This window comes from Nonomuraea sp. NEAU-A123, assembly GCF_018603905.1.
Lineage (GTDB): Bacteria > Actinomycetota > Actinomycetes > Streptosporangiales > Streptosporangiaceae > Nonomuraea.
This window is the reverse complement of sequence record NZ_JAHFZZ010000004.1, coordinates 62047-86401: the sequence shown is the minus strand read 5'-3', so window position 1 is coordinate 86401 and position 24355 is coordinate 62047. Positions and strand designations below refer to the sequence as shown.

Genomic DNA, 24355 nt, shown 5'->3' with positions numbered 1-24355 from the left:
CCGGTGCCAGCGTTCTCTCATGACGAGCAGCAAAGAACGCATCATGTCCGGCTTCGCGGAGTTCGCCGCCGGCAACATCGAGGTCCTTGAGACGCTCCTGCGGGAGGACTTCATCGAGCACAGCCCGGGCAACCCGTCGGGCAGGCGGGCCTTCATCGACTTCATCAAGAACTCTCCCCTGGCCAGCTCGCGCCTTGAGCTCAAGCGGGTCGTCGCGGAAGGCGATCTCGTGGTGATGCACTATCACCTGATCCCGCAAGAGGGCGGGCGCGGCCTGGCGGTCGTGGACTTCTGGCGGCTCGAGGACGGGCTGATCGCGGAGCACTGGGATGTGGTCCAGCCGGTCCCCGAACCGGAGGAGGTGCCGCACGGCATGTTCTGACGGGTTCTACCCTCGATCACGTTCGCCGTAGGTCACAGCCAGTACGTGTCGTGCTCGCGGAAGAACTCCGCCCTCTCCTCCTCGCTCTTGCCCGCCAGGGTGAGCAGCCCCTCGAAGTATCCCTCTCGTGGCGCGCCCGGCGCGAAGTGCAGCAGCATCGACGCCGGCGCGCCCGATTCGTTACGGAACGCGTGTACGCCACCCTCCGGGACGTGCACGAAGTCACCCGGCGTCGTGTCGATCCAGCGCCGCCCGTCGTAGATGCGCACGCTGCCGGACAGGATGTAGAACGATTCAGAGATCGACCGGTGGAAGTGCGCCGCGGGGCCGCTGGGCTCTGGTCCCATTTCCCAGCGATAGAGCCCGAACTGTCCGTTGGTCGACGCGCCGGTCGCCAAGTAGTGCACCGTGTTGCCACTCGGGTAGATCAGCTCGGGCACCGCATCCGGGCGCCGGTACGTCGCCCCTGGCTCGCCGGTGTCCCCGTGGTAGGTCGGCGGTGGATAGGTCATGGCTGTCCTGTCTTCATCTGAATGGTGACGCGGAGATCCGGTCCTTAGCCGTCACACATGCACGACGACGATCCGTCGTTCCTTGGGACTGCCAGGGTCCTCCACCAAACGACTCATATCATCAGGATCGCCGGTCAGCAGCACAGCCGGGCGAGTCAGAGCCAGCGTGGTCGCGGCGACTATGGCGTCTATGGCGCAGCGGTGACCCGACAATCCGGTTTCGCCTTGCAGCTCACCAGCACGACGAGCGATCTCTTCCGTCACCGGCACTCTGGTCACTCGAGTCAGCACGCGGTGGACCAGAGCATCACGCGCCCCGCCACGCAGCACTTCGGCAAGAGTGATCGCGCTGACTGCGACTCTGGCGCCTCTGCTCCGGGCGACTTCCAGATAGGCCCGTACCCGTGCATCACCTACCGCGAGCTTGGACAGACCTTCACTGTCGAGGACCAGCGTGCCGCCAGTGGCTACCCGGCGTCCGGCCACGCCGCCTCCGCCTCCGCCACGAACTCCTCAGGAATGGCTCCATGATCGGCTTCGAGCAGGGAAGACAGCTCAGCCAGCAGATCCAGCTCTAGTTGGCGCGCCACAGCCGCGGTCACGTATTGGCTGAACTCACCTCGTCCCACACGCTGCTGCACGGCCGCGGTCAAATCCTCGGGCATGGAAACACTGATCTTGCGCGCCTTGGCCGAGCTCTCTGGGCGATCACCATGGGCGACCAGGGCATCCTCGAGACGTGCCGCCCTCTCCTGAAAGATCGGAGATGTCTTTCCCACGTCGTGCACAAACGCCAGCATGGCCGCGAGATCCGCAGGTGCGACGTTCATGGATGCGGACGAACTCATGAGGTCTCGTAGCCGGCGTTCAAACTCATGGTCTGGCTCAGCGCTCATAAAGCGATGCTACCACCGGTAGTAACCTCATCCGAGGTCGTCCGTGTGAGTCCTATTCCAGAGGTGCGGTATTCGGCGGCGGTTCGGACACTCTCCTGGTCAGCAGTGAGCCAAGGGCCCCGGCCAGGTTCGCGGCCGCGATCGCGTGGCCGCGCGCGTTGCAGTGAATACGGTCACTGGCGAAGATGCCGGGGTCGGCGGCAAGGGGATGGCTGTGGTTGTCGACATGAACCCCACCGTGGTCGGCCGCGATCCGGCCGGTGAGCACGTCCAGCCGGTCGAAACGCTCCGCCATCGGGCCGGCATAGGGCTCCGGTACGAGTCCGGAACGCGCGAGGTCGAAGAGCCCGATCGTGACGAGCTGCGCCCCCTGGGCGACGAGCGGCCTGACGATGGAGGTCAGCTCGTCGATGAAGCGTTCTTCGTCGAACGACCGTCGCAGAGCGTCGTTGCCCCCGGCCGCGACGATCACCAGATCAGGTCGCAGATCGAGTGCGGGTCCCAGTTGCCGTTCGCGGATCTCGGCCGTGCGCAGATCCCGCTCCCCAAGATTGCGATAGCTGAACGACGGGTGCGCCCCGGCGAGCGCCTCGGCAACGCGTGCCGCGGCATCCAGATCGCGGTAGCCGTCCAGCGGCTCCCGGATGCCGGCGGCGACGCTGTCGCCCAGCACGACCAGGCGTCTCCAGGGCGCGGAGCTCATCAGCGTCGCCGATCCGGACGGCCAGCGACAGTACGGATCGGATGTCTCGCGCAGGTGCACGACGTCGGCTTCCATGATCAGGCTCCTGAGTTGGTCACGAGGGTGAGGCGGGTGCCGACCGCTGCGGCGGCGAGGGCGGCAACGGCGCAGACGAGGTAGACGTGGGTGAAGTCGGCCACGCCGTCGGCGGGCGCGTGCCCGGCGAACAGAGCCACGAGAACGGCGACGCCAAGCGCGCCTCCCACCTGGCGGGCCGCGATGTTCAAGCCGGTGCCCGCGGCGAAACTCGGCGGCGGCACCGACAGGGCCGCCGCGCTGGAGACACCGACGCTCACCGCGCCCATCCCCGCACCGCTGATCAGCCCCGCTGGAAGCCAGACGCCGAGGAAGTCCGGCTCCGCGGGCAGCCACAGCGCGAGCGCCCCGCTGGTGGCGGCGAGCCCGAGCGCGCCGATCACCGTCAGGGTCCGCGGTGACGGCCGGCGCGCGATGCGGCCGACGATGAGTCCCACGACGGCCGACGCGACGGCGCCCGGGGTCATGGCCAGACCGGCCCGAAGCTCGGAGTAGTGCCACACCTCAGTAAGGAACAGCACGCCCAGCAGCAGCGACGCGTACAGTGCGACGCCGAAGAGCACCGAGACGACGTTCGCACCGGCGAAGGTACGGGTGCGCCAGAGGGTGATCTGCACCGCCGGCTCGGCATGCCGCGATGAGCGAACGAGTGAGGCGGCGACCGCCGCCGTGGCGCCGAGGAGGCACGCCAGCGTTCTGCCGTGCGTCCATCCCCAGCTCTGCCCCTGGGTCACGCCTAGGATCAGCAGGGCGACCCCGCCGGCCAGCAGCACGGTGCCGACCACGTCGGGCAGACGTCTACGGGTGGTCGCGACCGCGGGCATGCGCAGGGCGAGCAGCCAGAGGGCGACCCCTGCGGGAACGTTGACGAAGAAGAGCGAGCGCCAGCCGAAGGCGTCCACGAGCACTCCCCCGAGCGCCGGTCCCAGGGCCGCGGCGACCGAGGCGGCGGCGCTCCAGAGGCCGATCGCGCTCGCCCGCCGCGCCACGGGAGTGTCGGCCAGCACGAACGCCAGCGACGCGGGCATCAGCGCCGCGGCCCCCACGGCCTGTGCTCCGCGCGCCACCAGCAACAGCCCGAACGTCGGCGCGAGCACCGCCAGCAGTGACGCGACCGTGAACACCGCGACCCCCACGGCGAACAGGCGGCGGCGCCCGAGCACATCGGCCATCCGCCCGGCCGGGGCCAGCAGCGCGGCGAAAAGGATCGTATAGAGGGTCACCACCCAGGACAGCGACGTCAGGTCGACTCCGCCGAAGTCGACCGCCAGGGCGGGCACCGCGAGGTTGGTGATCGTCACATCGAGGAACGCCAGGAAGGAACCTCCGCAGGCCAGCAACAGAGGGAGCGGCCGCCAGGCGCCGATCGGCGGTTCCGCCTTCGAACGGGAGATGGTCATGGCGAGCAGTCCAGCAGCGGGCGGCCATCGTGGTCTGGCGAGTTTGCGACGACACCGCGCGCTGGACCGACATCATGGTCATGTCGGATTTCCGCCAGCCCCGATGGCCTGCCACAGGCGATGCTGGCGGAGTGCATGACGACGTGGAGCAGTGCATTCGGGCGGTCCGTTCCAAGGACGCCCGGTTCGACGGCTGGTTCTTCGGGGCGGTGATCACCACCGGGATCTACTGCCGGCCGAGCTGCCCCGTCGTGCCGCCCAAGGTCGAGAACATGCGCTTCTATCCCAGCGCCGCCGCGGCGCAGCAGGCCGGGTTCCGGGCGTGCAAGCGCTGCCGGCCCGACGCCAGTCCGGGCTCCCCCGAGTGGAACCAGCGCGCCGACGCGGTGGCGCGGGCGATGCGCATGATCGCCGATGGGGTCGTCGACCGCGATGGTGTGCCCGGCCTGGCGGCACAACTCGGCTACAGCACCCGGCAGATCGAACGGCAACTGCTCGCCGAGCTCGGAGCGGGCCCGCTCGCACTCGCGCGGGCGCAGCGGGCCCAGACCGCCCGGCTGCTGATCGAGACCACGGCCCTGCCGATGGGCGATGTCGCCTTCGCGGCCGGGTTCGCCAGTATCCGCACCTTCAACGAGACCGTCCGGGAGGTCTTCGCCCTGACGCCGACCCGGCTACGTGATCGCGTCGCCCGTGGACGTCCGGCCGACGCCCCGGGGGTGTTGTCGCTGCGGCTGCCGTTCCGGGCTCCGCTGTGCCCCGGCAACCTGTTCGGCCACCTCGCCGCCACCGCCGTACCAGGGGTGGAGGAGTGGCGCGACGGCGCCTATCGCCGTACCCTGCGCCTGCCCCACGGCCACGGCATCGCCACCCTGCGCCCGCGACCCGACCACATCGGCTGCCAGTTGTCCCTCACCGACCTGCGCGACCTGTCCACCGCGATCAGCCGGTGCCGGCGCCTTCTCGATCTCGACGCCGACCCGATCGCCGTCGACGATCTGCTCCGCGGTGACCCGGTGCTGGCTCCCGTCGTGGACAAGGACCCCGGCCGCCGGGTGCCGCGCACCGTCGACGCGTTCGAGTTCGCGGTACGCGCGGTGCTCGGGCAGCAGGTGTCCACCGCGGCCGCCCGTACCCACGCCGCCCGGCTGGTCACCGCCCACGGCGAGCCGATCACAGACCCCGCCGGAGGCCTCACCCACCTCTTCCCCGATCCGTCCGCGCTGGCCTGTCTGGACCCGGCGGCGCTCGCTCTCCCCCAGGCCCGTCGCACCACGCTCATCGGACTGATCACGGCTCTGGCCGCTGGCGAGATCGACCTCAGCGTCGGAGGCGACTGGCACCGAGCGCGGGCACAGCTCGCGGCCTTGCCGGGACTCGGGCCCTGGACGGTCGAGACCATCGCGATGCGCGCCCTCGGCGACCCTGACGCCTTCATCCCCACCGATCTCGGAATCCGCGCCGCCGCCCGCGAACTCGGGCTCCCTGCCACCCCCGCCGCTCTCACCCGCCGAGCCGCGGCCTGGCGGCCGTGGCGCGCGTACGCCGTCCAGTACCTGTGGGCCACCGGCGACCACCCCATCAACCACCTGCCCACCGACTCACGAAAGAACGCCCCATGACCCACAGGACGCACACCGTGGTGGACAGCCCTGTCGGCCCGCTCACCCTCGTCGCGGTCAACGGAACCCTCGCCGGCCTCTACATGCGGCGCCAGCGGCACCGACCTCCAGAGGAGACCTTCGGCGAACCCGACCCGGAGCCCTTCACCGAGGTCGCCAACCAGCTCCAGGCCTACTTCGACGGCCGGCGAACGGTCTTCGAGCTGCCCATGGTCTTCGCCGGCACCCCATTCCAGCAACGGGTCTGGGCGGCCCTGCGGGACATCCCCTACGGCGAGACGATCACCTACGGTCAGCTCGCCGACCGGATCGGGCAGCCGACGGCGGCCCGGGCCGTGGGCCTGGCCAACGGCAAGAATCCGATCGGCATCATCGTTCCCTGCCACCGCGTCGTCGGCTCCACCGGCCACCTCACCGGGTACGGCGGTGGCCTGGCGACGAAGCAGCATCTTCTCAGCTTCGAAAGAGGCGCCATCGGGGCCGCTCTCTTTTGAACTGAGGGCTGTCGGGTACGGATCAGTGGCGGGAAGCCGGGCTTCCCGCCGCTGATCTGCTGTTTCACGCCCTCAAGGAGCCTGGAACTATTCCTTGAGGAGCCTGGGACTAGCTGCAGCCGCTGGTGGAGCCGCAGCCCTCACAGACGTAGCAGCTGCCCGCCGGGCGCATCTTGGTGCCGCAGGTCATGCAGAGCGGCGCGTCGGCGGTGATGCGCTGGTGGCTCTCCAGCGTGAACTGCTCACTCACCGGCTCCTGCTCGGTCTTCGCCTCGATCGGCGCCGACTGGGCCAGCGCCTCACGGTCGACCGTCTCCTGCTGCGCGGCCGGGTCCTCGCCGCGCTGCTGCGCGGCGCGCTCAGCCGCCGAGAAGATGCCCAGCGCCGCCCGCTCGTCGTAGGGCAGGTGGTCGAGAGCCAGGCGGCGGAAGATGTAGTCCATCACCGAGGTGGCCATCCGGATGTCGGGGTCGTCCGTCATCCCGGCGGGCTCGAAGCGCATGTTGACGAACTTGCTCATGTACGTCTCGAGCGGCACGCCGTACTGGAGTCCTATCGAGATCGCCACCGAGAAGGCGTCCATGACGCCCGCCAGCGTCGAACCCTGCTTGGACATCTTCAGGAAGACCTCGCCGAGCCCGTCGTCGGGGTAGGACGAGGCGGTCATGTAGCCCTTGGCGCCGCCGACCGTGAAGCGGGTGGTCATGCTCGGCCGCTGGTTGGGCATCCGGCGCCTGGTGGGCCGGTTGACCTCGATGACCCGGACCTCCGGCTCGGCGACCTCGGCCGCCTTGTCGATCCGCTCGGCGTCCTTCTTGCTGCCGCCGGCGGACAGCGGCTGGCCGACCTTGCAGTTGTCGCGGTAGACCGCCAGCGCCTTGAGGCCGAGCTTCCAGCCCTCCAGGTAGACCTGCTCGATGTCGTCGATCGTGGCCGACTCCGGCAGGTTGACCGTCTTGGAGATCGCGCCCGACAGGAACGGCTGCGCGGCGGCCATCATGCGGACGTGGCCCATCGGGGCGATGGCCCGCTCGCCCATCGCGCAGTCGAACACCGAGTAGTGCTCCCTGCGCAGGCCGGGGGCGTCGACGACGTGGCCGTGCTCGGCGATGTACTCGACGATGGCCTCGATCTGCTCCTGCTGGTAGTTGAGCTGCCGGAGCGCGCGCGGGATCGTCTGGTTGACGATCTGCATGGAGCCGCCGCCGACGAGCTTCTTGAACTTGACCAGCGCCAGGTCCGGCTCGATGCCGGTGGTGTCGCAGTCCATCATCAGGCCGATGGTGCCCGTGGGCGCGAGCAGGCTGGCCTGGGCGTTGCGGTAGCCGAACTTCTCGCCGAGCTTGAGGCACTCCGACCACTGGCGGGACGCCTCGGCGTGGATCTTGGCGTCCGTCGAGCCGACCGTGCGCAGGTCGTCGTTGGCGGCGGCGTGCTTGCGCATGATCCGCTTGTGCGGCTCGGCGTTGCGGGCATAGCCGTCGTACGGGCCGACGACCCCGGCCAGCTCGGCGCTGCGCCGGTAGGACACACCGGTCATCAGCGACGTGATCGCCCCGGCGACCGCGCGGCCGCCGTCGGAGTCGTACGCGTGGCCGGTGGCCATGAGCAGCGCGCCCAGGTTCGCGTAGCCGATGCCGAGCTGGCGGTAGGCGCGGGTGGTCTCCCCGATCTTCTCGGTCGGGAAGTCGGCGAACGTGATCGACACGTCCATGGCCGTGATGATCAGCTCGGTCAGCTTGACGAAGTTGGCGACGTCGAAGGTGTCATCGTCCTTCAGGAACTTCAGCAGGTTGATGCTGGCCAGGTTGCAGGAGGAGTTGTCGAGGTGGACGTACTCGCTGCACGGGTTGCTGGCGGTGATGCGCCCGGTCTCGGGGGTGGTGTGCCAGTCGTTGATCGTGTCGTCGTACTGGACGCCGGGGTCGGCGCACTCCCAGGCGGCCTTGGCCATCTTGCGGAACAGGTCCCGCGCGTCGATCTTCTCGATCACCTCGCCGGTCAGGCGGCCGCGCAGGGCGAAGTCGTCACCCTTCTCCACCGCGTGCATGAACTCCTCGGAGACGCGCACCGAGTTGTTGGCGTTCTGGTATTGGACCGAGACGATGTCCTTGCCACCCAGGTCCATGTCGAACCCGGCGTCGCGCAGCGCGCGGACCTTGTCCTCTTCGCGGGCCTTGGTCTCCACGAACTCCACGATGTCGGGGTGGTCGACGTCGAGCACGACCATCTTGGCCGCCCGGCGGGTGGCGCCGCCGGACTTGATGGTGCCCGCGCTCGCGTCGGCGCCGCGCATGAACGAGACCGGGCCGCTGGCAGTGCCGCCGCTGGAGAGGAGCTCCTTCGAGGAGCGGATGCGGGAGAGGTTGACCCCCGAGCCCGAACCGCCCTTGAAGATCACACCCTCTTCCTTGTACCAGTCGAGGATCGACTCCATCGTGTCGTCCACGGCCAAGATGAAGCAGGCGCTCACTTGCTGCGGGCTCGCGGTGCCCACGTTGAACCACACCGGCGAGTTGAACGCGAACACCTGGTGCGTCAGCGCGTGCTTCAACTCATGGTCGAAGATCTCGGCGTCCTCGTCGGTGGCGAAGTAGCCGTGCTCGACCGCGGTCTTCGTGTAGACGCCGACGACCCGGTCGACCAGCTGCTTGAGGCTCCACTCGCGCTGCGGTGTGCCCACGGCGCCGCGGAAGTATTTGGTCGTGACGATGTTGGCGGCGTTGACCGACCAGAACTCGGGGAACTCGACGCCCCGCTGCTCGAAGTTGATCGAGCCGTCGCGCCAATTGGTCATGACGACGTCGCGGCGCTCCCACTTGATGTCGTCATATGGGTGCACACCAGGCTTAGTGAAGATCCGCTTCATCTTGAGCCCCTTGCGCGGACGCTTACCTCCGCGCGTGACTGAACCGCTGGCCGTCTCCGTCATGACTCCCCCTTCTCCGCCTTCAACTGTTCGATCTCGGCCTCGAAGTCCGCCAGGCTCTCGAAACCGCGATATACCGATGCGAACCGTAGGTAGGCCACCTCGTCCAACTCCCGCAACGGGCCCAGGATCGCCAGCCCCACCTCGTTGGAGGGGAGCTCGGCGGCACCCTTGGCCCGGATGGCCTCCTCGACACGCTGCCCCAACTGGGCCAGCGAATCTTCGCTCACCGGCCTGCCCTGGCAGGCCCGTCGCACGCCCGCGACGACCTTGTCGCGCGAGAACGGCTCCGTCACTCCACTGCGCTTGCTCACCATCAGCAGTACGGTCTCCTGCGTGGTGAATCGGCGCCCGCATTCCGGACAGGTACGGCGGCGCCGAATGGCCGCGCCGTCCTCTGTCGAGCGGCTGTCGATGACCCTCGTGTCGGGATGACGACAGAACGGACAATGCACGCTTTCGCCCTCCTCGACCACGTGGTCACCACAGGCGTAAAGCACTCGTCCGCGTACGCTCGCGCACGCACCACGGCTCGCCATGGTGCGGTCACAGAAACACAATTTGTGGTGAACTACATCGGTGTAACTACTAGATGTTGTGGTCCAACCGTAGAAGCGAGCGACCATGAACGCAAGTTGGGCGCGGCCTTCTCGCCGAAGTCGCTGATCAGCGCAGTCACCTTAGTCCGGTCCGGGCGTGTCGTCGTCAACACCGGGCTGGGAGGGCGTGTTCCTGGGCTCGTGCGTCACCTTGGTTCGCCGGTCTCACGTGGGTGAACACAGCTCACAGGCATCTCGTACGGCACAGCTGTCCGCACTCGTCTCCGAGGTTTCGGTTGGGGACGGACCGATTTCGGGCCGGCACGGCGCGGTGCCTCGGGGGTGCGCTGCCGGCGGGGACGCAGCACTCGGGAGACGTCATCGTGTACGGCCTTGCGGATGGTGTCCCGCCGACTTGGCAGAGCGAGCGATTTCAGGTCGCGGCTACTACCCGGGGCGGCGGCGGGCCCAAGGCGCGGGCGATCGCGGGGCGGCAACCCCGACTTCGACCCGACGTCCGCCTCCACCGACAGCCGTCGTCAGCTGACCGTGTCCACCACGGTGGCGGTCGCGCAGACCGTCCACCGTCGACCCGCCCATCAGGCAGGTAGCCGAAGCGGCCTTCTGCCCAGGTAAGTAGCCTTCGGTCCGTGTTTGTCGCTCAGCACTCGTTTCCCGGCTTATGGCAGGGCGCGGTCGCTCGGGACGTACAGGCGGGTGCCGGGGCGGATGAGCGAGTCGGGCAGGCCGTTCAGACGCTTGATCTCAGTCACGACCGCTCCGGGGTCATTCTCATCGGGCGCCACCGCGTCGGCGATCGTCCAGAGCGTGTCTCCCTCGTGGACGGTCACCCAGGGCAACCCGCGTGACTCGGTACGGCGGGCGCCACGTTCGCCAGACTGACCGCGCGGGTGCCGAGCCAGAAGCCGCCCAGGGACAGCAGAGCCATGGCCATCACCAGCACGGCCCGCCCCCGCCGCGTGAGCCGTACGGGAGGATTGCGCCGTCCTCGCCGCGGAACACCGGCCCGCCTCCTGGACAGCCGGGTCCGATCCGCGGGCAGGCCGCCCTTGCGTCGGGGGCGGCGGCCGTACGAGCCCTGCACCTCACGGGCCCCACCACCGGCGAAGGGACCACCGGAACGCCCGGCCCCTTCACGACTCCGACCTCCGACACGCCCACCAGCACCCCGAGACCGCGCATCGTTCTGGCCGCTCGCCCCACGCGACCGCCCCTCGGAACCGCCCGCCGCCCCACGGGACGGGTCCTCCACTCCTCCACGCGTCCGCGCCTCCGCATGGCTGTCCCGCACACGAAGCGACGAGTTCCCGGCCTCCGCCGATCGCCTAGCCCCCATTGAGCGTCCGGGGCCTGCCGAACGGCCAGGCTCCGCCGAACGGCCAAGTTCCGCCGAACGCCCGGGATCCGCTGAATGCCCGGGATCCGCTGAATGCCCGGGATTCGCTGAATGCCCGGGATTCGCTGAGCGTTCGGTTGCGCCCGTAGGCCGTACACCTTCGCCCGGCGGTGGCGTGTCGTCGGCGTCAGGGCGCGGCGCGGGCACGAGCCGTAGGAGCGGCCTACCCTGCGCCGCAGCCCGGGGGCGGACAGGCCCGCCTCCGGCCGATCCGCCCCCGGCACGCGCGCCGCCTCCCCTGGGACGGCCTCCGCTGCCGTATTCGGAATGACCTCCGCCCCCACGTTCAGGGCGTCCCCCGCCCTCTCTGCCGGAACGACCTCCGTCTCCACCCTCCCGAAGACGCCCGCCCCCACCCCGGAGACGCCCCCCATCCCCAGTCCCGGAACGGGCACCACCCTCGCCCCCGAGCCGACCTTCACCCCCCGGGCCAGCGGCTCTCAGACCTGCAGACCCTGGACCGACGGATCCCAGGCCAGCGGACCCCAGGCCAGCGGACCCCGGACCTGCGGATCCCGGGCCAGCGGACCCCAGGCCAGCGGACCCCGGACCAGCCGACTCCGGGCCAGCCGACTCCGGGCCAGCGGATCTCAGACGAGCGGGCCCAGGACCGACGGACCCCGAACCAGCGGACCCCGAACTGGCGGGTCCCGAACTGGCGGGTCCCGAACTGGTGGGCCCGAGACCTGACAGCGCCGCACCGGCGGACCCAGAACTAGTGGGCCCTGGACCTGACAGCCCCACACCTGCGGCGGATCCCCGACCCGGGGACCGAAGACCGGCAGGCCCCGACTCCCGATCGCTGGAGTGGTCATTGACGTTCGTACGTTCGAACCCCGGCCGGTCAACGGAATCGCCACCCCGACGGCCGTCCCCCCGCTCCTCATCCGCGTTTCCGGCCCGGGGCGCCGGTCGCCGGGTGGCGTCTGCCAGGAGGGTGAGGCGCTTGACGTCTTCGCTGGTGGCATCTGTGATGGTGGTCGCTCGCATGTTTGACCTCCCAGCCGTCCCGGCCCGAAAAAAAGACCCAATAAAGATCGGCAAATCGAACACGGTGTCGATCGAACTCCCGTACGATGTTGTACACCACGCTGCCAACAATTTCGAGGAAGACTCGAACAATTGTTTGAAGATGATCTTCAACAGCGATACGGTCGCTGTGTGCGACACGAAGACCACGGACCGGGAGATTCGCCGGTGAGGCGGGCCGCCGGGCGAGGAGGCAGATCATGAGCGATCGGGATGACGCCAACGGGGTCAGTGACCTCGCGGTGCGTCGGCGTGACTCTCTGGGCCTGACGCCCAGGCAACGCAAGATCCTCGAGGTGATTCGCGACTCGGTCCAACAGCGCGGATACCCACCGTCCATGCGCGAAATCGGCGAGGCCGTACAACTGACCAGCACGTCCAGCGTGTCGCACCAGTTGACGGCGTTGCAGCGCAAGGGCTACCTGAGACGTGACCCTCACCGGCCGCGCGCGCTCGAGGTGCGCCTGCCCGGCGAGCCGGTGCTCTGGGTCGACCCCGACGCCAGCGAGACCGACCCTCCGGTGAACAGGCCCACGGCCGCCTACGTGCCACTGGTCGGCCGGATCGCCGCCGGTGGTCCGATCCTCGCCGAGGAGAGCGTCGAAGACGTCTTCGCCCTGCCCAAGCAGCTGGTGGGCGAAGGCACCCTCTTCCTCCTGCAGGTCGCGGGTGACTCGATGATCGAGGCCGCCATCGCCGACGGCGACTGGGTCGTCGTTCGCCAGCAGCCGGTCGCGGAGAGCGGCGACATCGTGGCCGCCATGATCGATGGCGAGGCCACGGTAAAGACGTTCAAGCGCAAGGACGGCCACGTCTGGCTGGTGCCGCACAACTCCAACTACGACCCGATCCCCGGCGACGAGGCCAGCGTCCTGGGCAAGGTCGTGGCGGTCCTCCGCCGCCTCTAGCACCTGCGGACATTTCGGGCGTACGGCAGGGTGACGGGCCTGCCATACGCCGTCAGCAACGTACGCACGTCCCGTGGGCATGGCAGGAGAGCAACACTCCTGCCATGCCCTATGTCTATGTCAGGAGGCTGCAACTTCCGCCCCGGGAAGCTCGCGACGTGCGATCTCCAAGCACAACCTCCAGCAGGTCCTCAGCTTTCCAACTGCTCCAGAGCCCATCGGGCCCACTCACGCTGCGCCTCGTACTGGAAGATCCCGTACTGCAGCGCGAGCCGGCCGAAGCGCAGGCGGCCGCGCGGGTGCTCACCGGCGTCGGCGGCCTTGGCGACGGCTTTGAGCTCGGCCACCATCTGCTCGGCCGCCTCCAGATGTCCCCGCACGAGCTCGCTCGCCTCCGGCGGATGCAGGGCGGACAGCAGGCACATGCGCAGCCCATGCTCGTCGCGGACGGCGCGCGGCTTGGGCGGTGACAGCAGCCAGGCGCGCAGCTCCTCGCGGCCCGCGTCGGTGATCGCATAGGTACGGCTGCCGCGGGCCCCCTCCTCGGCGATGGCGATGAGGCCCTCCTCCGCCAGGCGCTTGAGTTCGGGGTAGATGTGGCTCTGTCGTGCCGTCCAGGTGTAGCGCTGCAGCGAGCGCTCGAAGCGGACGTTGAGGGCGTAGCCGCTGGCGGGCCCGTCCTCCAGCAAGCCGAGCAAGGCGTAACGCAGTGACATATCCCTATCTTGACATGTACAGATGGATAGGTCCTAATGTTGGCGTCATGACGGACGTGCTGATCGTGGGTGCGGGACCGACCGGCCTGACCCTCGCCTGTGACCTGGCCCGCCGAAGGGTCGCCTGCCGCATCATCGAGCAAGCCACGACGCCCGCGGCTGGCTCACGCGGCTTCACCCTCAAGCCGCGCACCCTGGAGGCGCTGGACGATCTCGGCGTCGCCGACCGCATCCTGGCGGCGGGCGACACCCGCGGCTGGCTCCGCTTCCACCTCGGCACCGACCACCTCTTCGACCTGCGCCTGCCGCCCGCCTCCGCCGACCCCTCGCGCCCGTACCCGAACACCGTGGCGCTGCCTCAGTGGCGCACGGAGTCGATCCTGCGCGACCGGCTCGCCGAGCTCGGCGGCAAGGTGGAGTTCGGGCGGCGGCTGATCGAATTCGACGCCGACGACGCAGGCGTGACCGCGACGCTGGAGGACGGCGAGCGTGTCCGGGCGCGCTACCTGGTCGCCGCCGACGGCGGTCGCAGCCTGGTCCGGCACACCCTCGGCCTGCCCTTCTCCGGCTCCACGACCGAGGATATGCGCGCGCTCATCGCCGACCTGCGCATCGAGGGCTTGGACCGCGCCAGCGGCACCCACCTATGGGTGACCGCCGACGGCCACATGCTGGCCGCCCGACCCATCCCGCATGCCGACACTTGGCAGGTCGTCACTTCGCTGGAGCCCGGTGATGAAGGCGACCTCGACACCGTGCGCCGCGCGCTCACGACCAGGACCGGCCGTGCCGACCTCCAGGCGTCCGACCCGACCTGGCTGTCGACCTGGCGCTACAACCTGCGGATGGTCGAACGCTACCGGGTGGGCCAGGTACTGCTTGCCGGAGACGCCGCCCATGTGCACAGCCCCTTCGGCGGCCACGGCATGAACACCGGCATCCAGGACGCCTACAACCTCGGCTGGAAGCTCGCCCTGGTCATCCAGAGCGCGGCCAGAGCCGAGCTGCTGGACACCTACGAGGCCGAGCGGCTGCCGGTCGCCCGGGAGATCCTGGCCGACAGCGACCGCCGGCTGAAGGGCATGGTCCCGCCGCGCGTCGTCCGCCCGCTGGTACGGCTGATCTTGAAGTCCGTCATGGCTCGCCAGCAGCGCCGTACTCGCAACGACCATCCCGTCTACCGCACCGGCCCGCTGACCCGGCACCTCACCGGCCGCCACGGCCGTGTCCGGGCCGGAGACGTGGCCCCCGACGCCCCCGTCATGCTCGATGGGGGCGAACACCGCCTGTCCGAGTTGCTCCGCGGCCCGCACTTCACCGCCCTGACCTTCGGCGTCGTCCCCGACCTCGCCGATCCCCGGGTCCGCGCCTACACCGTCGTCCACCCGGGCCGGGCCGGACTGGTCGACACGACCGGGCACCTGCACCGCATGTACGGCGGGCGCACGGGCACGACCGTGCTGATCCGCCCCGACGGCTACATCGGACTCATGGCCGACACTCCGGGCGTGCTGCCGGGCTACCTCAAGCGGCTCTAACGAGTCTCTGGGTGGTGCTACTGCTCGGCCCGATCGGCCCACGACCGGCAAACGCTGCTGCTAGTTACCAGCAAGACCAGCAGTGGGAACACTGGCGAACTCCTCAGCCGGTGAGCGGTCGGTGAGCCTACGGTGAGCCACCGCCATCACTGTTGAGCCATCGCCGGGTCCACCGAGGGCCCGGCCACTGAGCGAGGAGCAGAGATGGACGTTCTGGCAGGCAAGACGGCGTTGGTGACGGGCGGTTCGCGTGGCATCGGCCGGGCGGTGGCGCTGCGACTGGCCGCCGAGGGCGCGCTGGTCGCCGTCCACTACGGCAGCGACGAGGGGGCGGCCAAGGAGACTGTGGCGCGGATCGAGGAGGCAGGCGGCCGGGCGTTCACCGTGCAGGCCCGGTTCGGTGACGAGGGCGCGGTGGACCGGCTGTTCGAGGGCTTGACCGCGGGGCTGGCGGGACGCGGGCTGGACATCCTGGTCAACAACGCGGGCATCGGCTCGGGCAACCCGATCTCACAGGTCACTCCGGAGGAGTTCGGCAGGCTGCTCGCGATCAACGTCGCCACACCGTTCTTCGTGATCCAGTGCGCGCTGCCGCTGCTGAACGACGGCGGCCGCATCATCAACATGGGCTCGACGGCCAGCCGGTTCGCGGTCTCCACGCAGATCGGCTACACCGTGAGCAAGGCGGCGCTGGAGTCGATGGCTCCGTCACTGGCCAACGAGCTCGGCGGGCGAGGTATCACGGTGAACACGGTCGCGCCCGGCGCGGTGCGGACCGACCTGACCGCGGGCTTCACCTCCATCCCCGAGGTGGTCGCCGGGCTGGAGGCGATCACCGCGCTCGGCCGGCTCGGCGAGCCCGAGGACGTCGCCGACGTCATCGGCTTCCTGGCGGGACCGCAAGGCCGGTGGATAACCGGCCAGACCATCGACGCCTCGGGCGGCACCTACCTCGGCCCGATCGCCCCTCGCGCGTGACCGTCCCCACGTGACCGCCGCCGTGATCACCGCCGACATGCGGTTGAGACTCGCGGAACGCGCTCAAAGGCCGGCCCGCGCCCGCCTACCAGCTCCGGCGTCCCGGGGATGGGCTGGCAAAACCAAAGGTGGTTTCTAGAATGACCGCGCGACCGACATAAAGCGGGCAGAAGACCTCAAGGCAACACACAACGGATCAAGTGGCCGAACCGGGCCCTGCCGGGGCGGGTGGCTGCGGGCCGTCACGGGGACTTGGCCCGCAGTCGGGGAAGGGTCTATCGGATGGTGGCGGTCCACCGGCCGCGCGTGAGCGTGATCACCCCCTCAGGGCTGATGGCCGCCTGCGCGCCGCGGATCGGCAGTTCCCCGTAGGTCAGCCAGTGATCGCGCACCTGGTCCAGGAAGCCGTAGAGGCGGCGCTTCCCGCCCTGGTGGACGGTCACCTTGCCGTCTCGCTCCTCGGCGCGAGCCCACGACCCATCCTCATGAGCCATGAGCGCGACGCGGTCGCTGCTGTCGTCGCAGGTGATGAAGCGGTGCTCGATGCCGGGCGCGATGAGTGCCAGCATCGTACTGACATCCCACGCGTTGACCACGTCCATCACCGGGAAGGGGCTGGATTCGACCTGCTCACCCTCCTCGGTGCGGGCGTGCTCAAGGGAGTCCCAGTTACGGGCCGGATAGTCGTTGCCGTGCCGGGCACGCATGAACCCGGCACGGTCCCACTCGACCCTGCCGGCTGCGCCTCCGTCCTCCTGCTTGTCAGCCGTGATGATCAGGCTCGTGCCGGTGATCGTGGTCACCAGCCGGCCGCCCGGCTTCAACACGGCCAGCCAGCAGTGCGGGATCGGTTTGACCGCCACGGTGGCGATGATCCGGTCCCACTCCCCGGGCAGCGGGCCCGCCGTGGCGTCCGCGGTGAGGAGTTGCGGCCGGTAGCCGATCTCGTCCAGCCGCTTCTCGGCGGCCGCGGTGAGATACGGGTCCACGTCGATCGCCGTGACCCTCGGGTGGCCGAGCCGAGCGCACAGAAGAGCCGTGCCGTAGCCGGTGCCGGTGCCCACGTCCAGGACGATGGACCGGTTGTCGATCGAGGCGTGCCGGAACATCTGCACGAGCAAGCCGGGCAGCGTGCTCGACGACGTCGGGGACCCTTGCAGGAGAGCGTCGGGCCTGGCGTGGTCAACGTGGACGTCGCCCACTCGGGTGACGAGGGTCCAATCGCGGTATGCGGCGGCCAGCCACCGATCGTGGTCGCCGTCGCCGATGCGCACTTTCCAGCCCTCGGGCGTCTTCGCCCACCAACGGGGAACGAACGGGTGACGTTGGGTGTTGGCGACCAGGGCGCGCCACCGCGACCCGGGCGGGGCCACCGCGGCGGCGAGCTGGCGGGCGTGGTCCTTCCAGGAGTCCATGAGCAAGTATTCACTCGCCGGGTTCGGGTCGTTCACTGGTTTCCTGCCTTGCGGAGGTTGACGGCGGGGATGGGCAGGAGCAGTGCGTTGCCCTCGCACTCTGTAGAGGCGGGCGGGCAGTCGTTGCCGTCGTTCGCTGGCGGGCACTCCGATATCGGCGCGCAGGGCGGTTTGTCGCCGAGTCGGGGCACCAGCGGGAGCAGAGCGTTCCAGGCCGGGCCGTTGAGGATCTCGCCGAGCGGGGTGTCGCGCACGTTCCCGGCCGGGGGCAGGAACCGCGACATGACGCACATGGTGACGTCCCCGTCCGGATTGACGGCGGCGCGGCCGTTGCCGCACTGGCCGCACAGTTCGGCGCAGGTCGCCTCGATGCCCGTCCCCTCGGTGGCTCGGCCGATGCCACGCATCCGATCGACCGGGGCGAGGTTCGGGACGCCGAGGGCCATCATCTCGGCGTGCGCCTCGTAGGCGCGCTGGCCCTCGAACGTCTCAACGATCGCGACCTTGAGCGGGATGCCACATTCCAAAGCCTTGACGATCGCCGCCCGAGTCCGCGTGTGGGACCTGGGCTGACGGGTGACCCTGTCGTGCAGCTCCGCCACGTCGCTGTAGTAGCTGGTCGCCAGCGTGACGCGAGGCTTGGCGTACAGCTCCCACGACGACTGTTCCGGCAAGGTGGAGGCCGTCAAGGGTGCGGAAGGTGATTTCTTGCTCGGCTGAAGCCACCTACAGCAGCATACGGACGGCATTGGTCACCTGAAAGCGTTCGTGAGGGGAGGGCAGGAACTGAGGGGGTTTCTAGAATGACCGCGTGACCGACATAAAACGGGCAGAAGACCTCAAGGCAACACATGACGGGTTCAAGTGGGCCAAAGCCGCCCCCGGCGTCATCCCCGCCTGGATAGCCGACATGGACCTCCCCACCGCCCCAGAGGTCATCGACGCCCTCCAGCGCCGAGCCCACGGCGACCTCGGCTACCCCACCTGGCTGGACAGCCCCCACAGCGGCCCCCTGGCCGAGGCGTTCGTGGAGCGGATGGAGAGCCGGTACGGCTGGCGGCCGGATCTCGAGCATGTGCGCAGTTATACCGACATCAATCAGGCGCTCCAGGTGCTCCTCCACGTATGGACCCGCCCGGGCGACGGTGTGGCCGTGCACACTCCGGCCTATCCCCCGTTTCTCGGCACGCTGGAGAGCATGGATCGGCCGCTGCACCCGCTGCAGCTGAGCGCCGATGGGGATTCGTGGCGGTTCGAGGTGCCTGATCTGTCCAGGTGCAAGGTGCTGCTGCTGGTCAATCCGCACAACCCCACAGGCCGGGTCTTCACCCGCGAGGAGCTGACCGAGCTGGCCGAGCATGCCGAACGCCACGATCTCCTGGTCATCGCCGACGAGATCCACGCCGACCTCACGTATGCCCCGCACCAGCACATCCCGTTCGCCACCATCCTGCCCGAGCGGACCGTCACGCTCACCTCCGCGACCAAGGCGTTCAACCTCGGCGGCATCCGCTGCTCGGTCGCCCACATCGGCTCGCCGGAGCTGCGTAAGGTGCTCGGCGCGCAGCCGCCCTTCTTGTACGGCTCAGCCAACCTGTTCGGCGTGGAGGCGACGGTGGCGGCCTGGCGGCACGGTGACGCCTGGCTTCAGGAGACCCGTGCCCTGCTCGACCGGAACCGCAGGATGATCGCCGACCGCCTCCCCGAGGGAGTCGGGTACCGCATCCCAGAGGCCACCTATCTGGCCTGGCTCGACTACGGCCGCCCAGGCGTACCGGAGATGCTCGAACGCGACGCCAAGGTCATGCTGAGCGACGGCGCCACGTTCGGGCCCGGCGGCGCGCACTCCGTACGCCTGAACTTCGCCACCACCGAGCCCATCCTGACCGAGATCCTCGACCGCATCGCACAGGCGGAGACCAGCGGAAGCCAGGCCGCGGGGCGGTAGTCCAGGACGATGGCGCCCGTAGATCAGCAGGTCGCCGCCCTCCTCGGCCTTGAGCGCGGCGACCTCCTCGGCGACGTCTCCCTTGATCACGGTGGGTCCCGCGGGACCCACCACGACGTGCTGATCAGGCCGGGAGGGGCGGCAGGTCGGGAGGCATGGCCGCGGGGTTCTCGGTCAGGGCGGCGAGCGCGAGTTCGACCGCCTTCTCCAATTGCGGATCGCGGCCGGCCACCCGGTCCTGCGGCGTGATGATCACCTCGATGTCGGGGTCGACGCCGTAGTTCTCCACGCCCCAGCCCTGACCCGCCAGCCAGAACGAGTAGCGGGGCTGGGTCACCAGGGTCCCGTCCACCAGCGAGTACCGCGAGTCGATGCCGATCACCCCGCCCCACGTCCGGGTGCCCACCAGCGGACCGATCCGCAGGTTCTTGATGCCCGCGCTGACGATGTCGCCGTCCGAGCCCGCGAACTCGTCGGTGACGGCCACGATCGGGCCGCGCGGCGAGTCCTCCGGGTAGCGCATCGGCTCGTAGCCGCGCGCGTGCGCCCAGCCGGAGACCCGGCGGGACAGCTTCTCCAGGACGAGCTCGGAGGTGTGCCCGCCGCCGTTCTCGCGTACGTCCACGACCAGCCCTTCGCGGGCCATCTCCGTACGCAGGTCACGGTGGAACTGCGCCCACCCGGAGGCCACCATGTCGGGTACGTGCAGGTAGCCGAGCCGGCCGTCCGACGCCTCCCTGACGTAGGCCCGGCGGCCCTCCACCCAGTCGTGGTAGCGCAGCTGCGTCTCGTCCGAGATCGGGGTGACCACCACCCGGCGTGTCTCGCCGCCCGACGCCGGTCGTACGGTCAGCTCGATGGGCTGGCCGGCCGTGCCGGACAGGGCGGCCAGCGGACCGCGTACGGGATCGACGGGCCGGCCGCCCACCGCCACGATCGCGTCGCCCACGCGCACGGCGACGCCCGGCGCGAGCAGCGGCGAGCGCGCGTCGTGGTCGGACGACTCGCCGGGCAGGATCCGCTCGACGCGCCAGACGCCTTCCGGGTCGCGGGTGATGTCGGCGCCGAGGAGGCCCTGGCGGCGGCGCGGGTCGTAGGATCCGCCGCTGGCGCGGGCGTAGGCGTGCGAGGTGCCCAGCTCGCCCTGTACCTCCCAGAGCAGGTCGATGAGCTCGGAGTAGGCGCCGATCCGTTCGACCAGCGGCGCGTAGCGGTCGAGCGCGCCCTGCCAGTCGACGCCGTTCATGTCGGCGCGCCAGAAGTGGTCGCGCATCAGCCGCCCGGCCTCGGCGTAGCCCTGCCGCCACTCGGCGATCGGGTCGATCTGGACCGTGATCCGGTCGAGGTCGATGGTGACGACCTCGTCGCCCTCACCGCTGGCGCGGGTCTGCAGGCCGTTCTTGCCGTTGAGGACGAGCCTGGTGCCGTCGCCGCTCACCTCGAAGGCGCGCGTCTCCTTGCCGAGCTCAGACTTGGCGCGCTTCTTGAGGTCGTAGCGTTCGAGGACGGTCTCGGCCGCCGCGTCGGTGCCGTCGCCGAGCTGACCGGCGACGGGGTGGCGCAGCCAGATCAGGGCGTCCTTGGCGGTACGCAGGTTGCGATAGTGCGCCGCCGGGACAGGCACGGGCACCACCCGCGAGGCCAGCCCCTCGGCGTCCACCTCGGTACGCGGCGGCTCGGCGTCCTTCTTCTCCGAGCCCTTCTTCTCCTCCGAGGCCGAGGCCGAGGCGGGCTTGTCGTCCTCGCCGTTGAACCCGCGCCCCTGCAGGCTCGGGTCGAAGGGTGAGGGCGTCGTCGCCTGCAAGGGCACGATGTACGGCCGGCAGCCGGCCGGGAACGACAGGTCGAACACGTGCGCGTCGTAGATCGGGTCGAACGTCCGCACCGACAGGAACGCCAGATGCTTGCCGTCCCTGGTGAACACCGGGTCATAGTCGGCGAACCGCAGCGGCGTCACGTCGATGACGGAGGTCCCGTCGAGGCGGCCCATCCTGATCTGCGACAGCCGCTCGTCGTGCGGGTGCACCCAGGCCAGCCAGGACGAGTCCGGCGAGAACGTCAGCCCGCTGACGTCGCCCTGCGTCGTGCGATCCAATTCCCGGACATTTCCGGATTCGAGGTCGATGACCAGCAGCCGCCCGTCGTGCGTGGCGGCGGCCACGTGCTTGCCGTCCGGCGAGGCGGCCAACTGGAGCACCCGGCCCAGCTCTCCTGCCGCCAGGGTGCGGATCTCGCCGCCGGGCGTGCCGATCTCCAGGCCGTCCTCGCCGGTGGCGTCCGACACCCAGACCGCCCGGCCGTCGGCGTCGAGCACGCGCGGCAGCCGTACCCGGACCCCGGGCTCCACCCGCAACGCGCCCGCGGGCCCGTCGCGGTGGGTCACCCAGTGGGCGGTGCCGCGGATCTCGACCGCGCTCGCCCGGCCGGTCTCGTCCGGCGAGAACCCGCCGACGCGAGCCGGCGCCGGTCGCCGCGCGCGAGCCGGGCGCGGCCCGCCGAGCTTGACCTCCAGCTTGTACGGCTCGCCGTCGAGACTGTCCAGCAGCCACAGATCGCCGGCATGGCTGTAGACCACCCGCTCCCCGTCGGTCGAGGCGTGGCGGGCGTAGAACTCGTCGTGCCCCGTGTGCTTGCGCAGGCCGGACCCGTCGGGCAGGGCCGAGTACACGTTGCCGGTGCCGTCGACGTCGGCCAGGAAGGCGACGCGGTCGCCCACCCACATGGCCGACCAGTGCTGTGCGTCGCTGTCGGCGAACAGCCGGGCGAACTCACCGCTCCCGTCGGCGTCGACCCAGAGCTTGCCCGCCGTACCGCCCCGGTAGCGCTTCCACTGTGACGGCTCGCGCCAGATCGAGGAGACGGTCGCGACCCGGTCCCCGCTGACGGCGGCGTCGCTCACCCACCCGTACGGCAGGCGCACCGCCTGGCCGCCGTCGAGCGGCACCGCGTACGCCCAGGTCCTGGTGCGCCCGCCCTCGCCCGCCGCGCTGACCGCGAGCACATCCCCACCGGCGGTCCAGCCGCGCGAGCCGGTCGTCGCGCTGCCCCAGTGGGTCAGCCGCTCGCCCTCGGCCCCGTCGAGCTCGGCGGCGAACACTTCGGGCAGTCCCTCACGATGGCTGGTCCACGCGATGCGGGCGCCGTCGGGCGAGAACCTGGGGAACGACACGGGCGTGCGGTCGGCGGTGAACCGCCATGCCCGTCCGCCCGCGACGGGTGCCAGCCAGACATCGTCGTCGGCGACGAAGGTGACCAGGTCACCGTGCAGATGTGGATATCTCAGGTATGCGCCAGTTGTCACAGCAGCACACTAGTGCGCGTCCGGCCGTGAGGGCGGCCCTTGAAGTCTTGGTCAAGGCCGGTCACCGGACGCGTGTGATGGATGGTAAGGGGCAAGACCCGAACGCGACTTCGGTTTCGGGAGGAATCATGAAGATCTTCGCCCGCGCCTATCAGTGGCCGCCTCGCGTGGCCGCAGGGGTGTACATCCTGAACTCCGGGCTGTCCAAGGCCAAAGCCGATCGGGAGACCGCGACCGGCGTGCACGGCATGGCGGCCACGGCCTTCCCGTTCCTGGGCGAGCACGACCCCGAGACGTTCGTGGGGCTGTTCTCGAAGGCGGAGATCGCCGTGGGGGCCGCGCTGCTGATCCCGATGGTGCCGTCGCTGGTCGCGGGGGCGGCGCTCACCGCGTTCGCCGGCGGGCTGCTCGGCTTCTACCTCAAGATGCCGGGGCTGCGCGAAGAGGGCAGTCTGCGCCCCTCGGAGCAGGGGATCGGCATCGCCAAGGACATCTGGCTGCTGGGCATCGGGCTGGGCCTGGTGGTGGATGAGCTGACCCAACGTTGAAGTTAACGTCCGCGAACCCGGGTAGGCGGCACACCATGGCAGAAATCGGATACACCCTGATGTGCGAGCAGACTCCGGCCCGGCAACTCGTGGACGACGCGGCCGCGGCCGAGCGAACCGGATTCGACTACGCGGTCATCTCCGACCACTACTTCCCCTGGGTCGAGGAGCAGGGGCACGCGGCCTACGCCTGGTCGGTCCTGGGCGCCGTGGCGAACGCCACCGAGCGGCTGCCCTTCATGACCTATGTGACGTGCCCGATCATGCGGTACCACCCGGCCGTGGTCGCGCAGAAGGCCGCCACGATGGGCGTGCTCAGCGATGGCCGGTTCACGCTGGGGCTGGGCGCCGGCGAGAACCTGAACGAGCACGTGATCGGCGAGGGCTGGCCCCCGGTCAACACCCGGCACCGGATGTTCCGCGAGGCCGTCCAGATCATCAAGGAGCTGTTCTCCGGCGACTATGTCACCTACCAGGGCGAGTTCTACAACGTGGACTCGGCCAAGCTCTACGACCTGCCCGAGCGCCCGGTGCCGATCGGCATCGCGGCCTCCGGCGGTCAGTCGGCGGACCTCGCCGCCGAGCTCGGCGACCTGCTGATCATCAATGAGCCGCTGCCGGAGGTGGTGGATCAGTTCACCGCGCTCGGCGGGTCGGGCAAGCCGGTGTACGGGCAGCTCGCCATCGCGTACGACACCGACGCGGAGGCGGCCAAGGAGCGGGCCCACCGGCTGTGGCGCTGGTCGGCGGCCGGGTGGAAGGTCATGGCCGAGCTACCGGGGCCGGTCAACTTCGCCGCCTACGCCGACTATGTACGGCCCGAGGACGTCGCCGCCAGCGTGCCGTGCGGCGACGACGTGGACGCGGTGGTCGAGGCGGTCAAGAAGTACACCGACGCCGGCTACACGCACGTCGCGCTCGTACAGATCGGCCACGACCAGCAGCAGCCCTTCTTCGGCTGGGCCGAGAAGGAACTGCTGCCCGCGTTGCGCCGCCTCTGAGCCG

The 24355-nt window shown here is 69.7% G+C and carries 23 protein-coding genes; 10 read left to right on the top strand and 13 right to left on the bottom strand.

What is annotated here, in order from left to right:
• The first annotated feature begins 19 nt into the window (after positions 1-19).
• Positions 20-382 (top strand): nuclear transport factor 2 family protein, encoded by a 363-nt coding sequence (locus KLK06_RS12650; protein WP_214635610.1) that lies wholly within the window; start codon positions 20-22, stop codon positions 380-382.
• A gap of 32 nt (positions 383-414) precedes the next feature.
• Here the strand turns inward: KLK06_RS12650 and KLK06_RS12645 are convergent, their stop codons facing one another.
• The 5 genes from KLK06_RS12645 to KLK06_RS12625 are packed head-to-tail and all read right to left on the bottom strand — an operon-like array spanning position 415 to position 3968.
• Entirely contained in the window at positions 415-894 is a 480-nt protein-coding gene (locus tag KLK06_RS12645; RefSeq protein WP_214635609.1) for a cupin domain-containing protein, read from the bottom strand.
• Positions 895-945: 51 nt separating this feature from the next.
• Positions 946-1380: a type II toxin-antitoxin system VapC family toxin gene (locus KLK06_RS12640; RefSeq protein ID WP_214635608.1), complete on the bottom strand. Its 435-nt coding sequence runs from the start codon at positions 1378-1380 to the stop codon at positions 946-948.
• Positions 1362-1790 (bottom strand): HD domain-containing protein, encoded by a 429-nt coding sequence (locus KLK06_RS12635; protein ID WP_250905344.1) that lies wholly within the window; start codon positions 1788-1790, stop codon positions 1362-1364. Before KLK06_RS12635 ends, KLK06_RS12640 begins: the two co-directional genes overlap by 19 nt.
• 52 nt (positions 1791-1842) lie before the next feature.
• Entirely contained in the window at positions 1843-2568 is a 726-nt protein-coding gene (locus tag KLK06_RS12630) for an SGNH/GDSL hydrolase family protein (protein WP_214635607.1), read from the bottom strand.
• Positions 2569-2570: 2 nt separating this feature from the next.
• Positions 2571-3968, bottom strand: a complete 1398-nt coding sequence (locus tag KLK06_RS12625) for a DHA2 family efflux MFS transporter permease subunit (RefSeq protein ID WP_214635606.1) — start codon at positions 3966-3968, stop codon at positions 2571-2573.
• Positions 3969-4099: 131 nt separating this feature from the next.
• On the opposite strand from KLK06_RS12625, the gene KLK06_RS12620 reads away from it, so the two are divergent.
• The gene (locus KLK06_RS12620; protein WP_214635605.1) at positions 4100-5590 is read left to right on the top strand and encodes an AlkA N-terminal domain-containing protein; all 1491 of its coding nucleotides are present in this window, start codon (positions 4100-4102) and stop codon (positions 5588-5590) included.
• The gene (locus tag KLK06_RS12615) at positions 5587-6084 is read left to right on the top strand and encodes a methylated-DNA--[protein]-cysteine S-methyltransferase (protein WP_214635604.1); all 498 of its coding nucleotides are present in this window, start codon (positions 5587-5589) and stop codon (positions 6082-6084) included. The genes KLK06_RS12620 and KLK06_RS12615 overlap by 4 nt, the downstream gene beginning before the upstream one ends.
• 109 nt (positions 6085-6193) lie before the next feature.
• Here KLK06_RS12615 and KLK06_RS12610 read toward each other — a convergent pair whose 3' ends face one another.
• The 4 genes from KLK06_RS12610 to KLK06_RS12595 all read right to left on the bottom strand — a co-directional run bounded on the left by KLK06_RS12610 (position 6194) and on the right by KLK06_RS12595 (position 10657).
• Complete coding sequence (locus KLK06_RS12610; RefSeq protein ID WP_214635603.1) at positions 6194-9016, bottom strand: vitamin B12-dependent ribonucleotide reductase; 2823 nt, start codon at positions 9014-9016, stop codon at positions 6194-6196.
• On the bottom strand, positions 9013-9468 hold the full coding sequence (gene nrdR / locus KLK06_RS12605; protein WP_214636146.1) for a transcriptional regulator NrdR: 456 nt from the start codon (positions 9466-9468) through the stop codon (positions 9013-9015). Before nrdR ends, KLK06_RS12610 begins: the two co-directional genes overlap by 4 nt.
• Before the next feature lie 764 nt (positions 9469-10232).
• Positions 10233-10403: a LysM peptidoglycan-binding domain-containing protein gene (locus tag KLK06_RS12600; protein WP_214635602.1), complete on the bottom strand. Its 171-nt coding sequence runs from the start codon at positions 10401-10403 to the stop codon at positions 10233-10235.
• On the bottom strand, positions 10400-10657 hold the full coding sequence (locus KLK06_RS12595; RefSeq protein ID WP_214635601.1) for a hypothetical protein: 258 nt from the start codon (positions 10655-10657) through the stop codon (positions 10400-10402). The genes KLK06_RS12600 and KLK06_RS12595 overlap by 4 nt, the downstream gene beginning before the upstream one ends.
• A gap of 1258 nt (positions 10658-11915) precedes the next feature.
• Here KLK06_RS12595 and KLK06_RS12590 point away from each other — a divergent pair.
• Together KLK06_RS12590 and lexA are read left to right on the top strand one after the other, a co-directional pair.
• Entirely contained in the window at positions 11916-12170 is a 255-nt protein-coding gene (locus tag KLK06_RS12590) for a hypothetical protein (RefSeq protein WP_214635600.1), read from the top strand.
• Between the two features lie 28 nt (positions 12171-12198).
• Complete coding sequence (gene lexA, locus KLK06_RS12585; protein ID WP_214635599.1) at positions 12199-12906, top strand: transcriptional repressor LexA; 708 nt, start codon at positions 12199-12201, stop codon at positions 12904-12906.
• A 191-nt stretch (positions 12907-13097) separates the two neighbouring features.
• Here lexA and KLK06_RS12580 read toward each other — a convergent pair whose 3' ends face one another.
• The gene (locus tag KLK06_RS12580) at positions 13098-13622 is read right to left on the bottom strand and encodes a PadR family transcriptional regulator (RefSeq protein ID WP_214635598.1); all 525 of its coding nucleotides are present in this window, start codon (positions 13620-13622) and stop codon (positions 13098-13100) included.
• 47 nt (positions 13623-13669) lie between these two features.
• On the opposite strand from KLK06_RS12580, the gene KLK06_RS12575 reads away from it, so the two are divergent.
• Both KLK06_RS12575 and KLK06_RS12570 read left to right on the top strand, forming a co-directional pair.
• Complete coding sequence (locus tag KLK06_RS12575) at positions 13670-15160, top strand: FAD-dependent monooxygenase (RefSeq protein WP_214635597.1); 1491 nt, start codon at positions 13670-13672, stop codon at positions 15158-15160.
• A 204-nt stretch (positions 15161-15364) separates the two neighbouring features.
• A complete protein-coding gene (locus KLK06_RS12570) occupies positions 15365-16138 on the top strand; it encodes an SDR family NAD(P)-dependent oxidoreductase (protein WP_214635596.1) in 774 nt (257 codons plus the stop codon).
• Positions 16139-16413: 275 nt separating this feature from the next.
• Here the strand turns inward: KLK06_RS12570 and KLK06_RS12565 are convergent, their stop codons facing one another.
• Together KLK06_RS12565 and KLK06_RS12560 are read right to left on the bottom strand one after the other, a co-directional pair.
• On the bottom strand, positions 16414-17553 hold the full coding sequence (locus KLK06_RS12565) for a methyltransferase domain-containing protein (protein ID WP_214635595.1): 1140 nt from the start codon (positions 17551-17553) through the stop codon (positions 16414-16416).
• A gap of 32 nt (positions 17554-17585) precedes the next feature.
• Positions 17586-18242 (bottom strand): SPASM domain-containing protein, encoded by a 657-nt coding sequence (locus KLK06_RS12560; RefSeq protein ID WP_214635594.1) that lies wholly within the window; start codon positions 18240-18242, stop codon positions 17586-17588.
• Between the two features lie 122 nt (positions 18243-18364).
• On the opposite strand from KLK06_RS12560, the gene KLK06_RS12555 reads away from it, so the two are divergent.
• Positions 18365-19501 (top strand): aminotransferase class I/II-fold pyridoxal phosphate-dependent enzyme, encoded by a 1137-nt coding sequence (locus KLK06_RS12555; RefSeq protein WP_308168218.1) that lies wholly within the window; start codon positions 18365-18367, stop codon positions 19499-19501.
• 124 nt (positions 19502-19625) lie between these two features.
• On the opposite strand, the gene KLK06_RS12550 is transcribed toward KLK06_RS12555, so the two are convergent.
• Complete coding sequence (locus tag KLK06_RS12550; protein ID WP_214635593.1) at positions 19626-22802, bottom strand: S41 family peptidase; 3177 nt, start codon at positions 22800-22802, stop codon at positions 19626-19628.
• Positions 22803-22930: 128 nt separating this feature from the next.
• On the opposite strand from KLK06_RS12550, the gene KLK06_RS12545 reads away from it, so the two are divergent.
• Together KLK06_RS12545 and KLK06_RS12540 are read left to right on the top strand one after the other, a co-directional pair.
• Complete coding sequence (locus KLK06_RS12545) at positions 22931-23350, top strand: hypothetical protein (RefSeq protein ID WP_214635592.1); 420 nt, start codon at positions 22931-22933, stop codon at positions 23348-23350.
• Positions 23351-23385: 35 nt separating this feature from the next.
• Positions 23386-24351, top strand: a complete 966-nt coding sequence (locus KLK06_RS12540; protein WP_214635591.1) for a TIGR03557 family F420-dependent LLM class oxidoreductase — start codon at positions 23386-23388, stop codon at positions 24349-24351.
• The last annotated feature ends 4 nt before the right edge of the window (positions 24352-24355 follow it).

Bases quoted from the DNA above. Each gene is read 5' to 3' on its own strand.
- KLK06_RS12630 (WP_214635607.1), bottom strand. From the start codon at position 2,568: ATGGAAGCCGACGTCGTGCACCTGCGCGAGACATCCGATCCGTACTGT.
- KLK06_RS12545 (WP_214635592.1), top strand. From the start codon at position 22,931: ATGAAGATCTTCGCCCGCGCCTATCAGTGGCCGCCTCGCGTGGCCGCA.
- KLK06_RS12570 (WP_214635596.1), top strand. From the start codon at position 15,365: ATGGACGTTCTGGCAGGCAAGACGGCGTTGGTGACGGGCGGTTCGCGT.
- KLK06_RS12540 (WP_214635591.1), top strand. From the start codon at position 23,386: ATGGCAGAAATCGGATACACCCTGATGTGCGAGCAGACTCCGGCCCGG.
- KLK06_RS12575 (WP_214635597.1), top strand. From the start codon at position 13,670: ATGACGGACGTGCTGATCGTGGGTGCGGGACCGACCGGCCTGACCCTC.
- KLK06_RS12635 (WP_250905344.1), bottom strand. From the start codon at position 1,790: ATGAGCGCTGAGCCAGACCATGAGTTTGAACGCCGGCTACGAGACCTC.
- KLK06_RS12565 (WP_214635595.1), bottom strand. From the start codon at position 17,553: ATGGACTCCTGGAAGGACCACGCCCGCCAGCTCGCCGCCGCGGTGGCC.
- KLK06_RS12650 (WP_214635610.1), top strand. From the start codon at position 20: ATGACGAGCAGCAAAGAACGCATCATGTCCGGCTTCGCGGAGTTCGCC.
- KLK06_RS12580 (WP_214635598.1), bottom strand. From the start codon at position 13,622: ATGTCACTGCGTTACGCCTTGCTCGGCTTGCTGGAGGACGGGCCCGCC.
- KLK06_RS12615 (WP_214635604.1), top strand. From the start codon at position 5,587: ATGACCCACAGGACGCACACCGTGGTGGACAGCCCTGTCGGCCCGCTC.
- KLK06_RS12625 (WP_214635606.1), bottom strand. From the start codon at position 3,968: ATGACCATCTCCCGTTCGAAGGCGGAACCGCCGATCGGCGCCTGGCGG.
- KLK06_RS12645 (WP_214635609.1), bottom strand. From the start codon at position 894: ATGACCTATCCACCGCCGACCTACCACGGGGACACCGGCGAGCCAGGG.
- KLK06_RS12610 (WP_214635603.1), bottom strand. From the start codon at position 9,016: ATGACGGAGACGGCCAGCGGTTCAGTCACGCGCGGAGGTAAGCGTCCG.
- lexA (WP_214635599.1), top strand. From the start codon at position 12,199: ATGAGCGATCGGGATGACGCCAACGGGGTCAGTGACCTCGCGGTGCGT.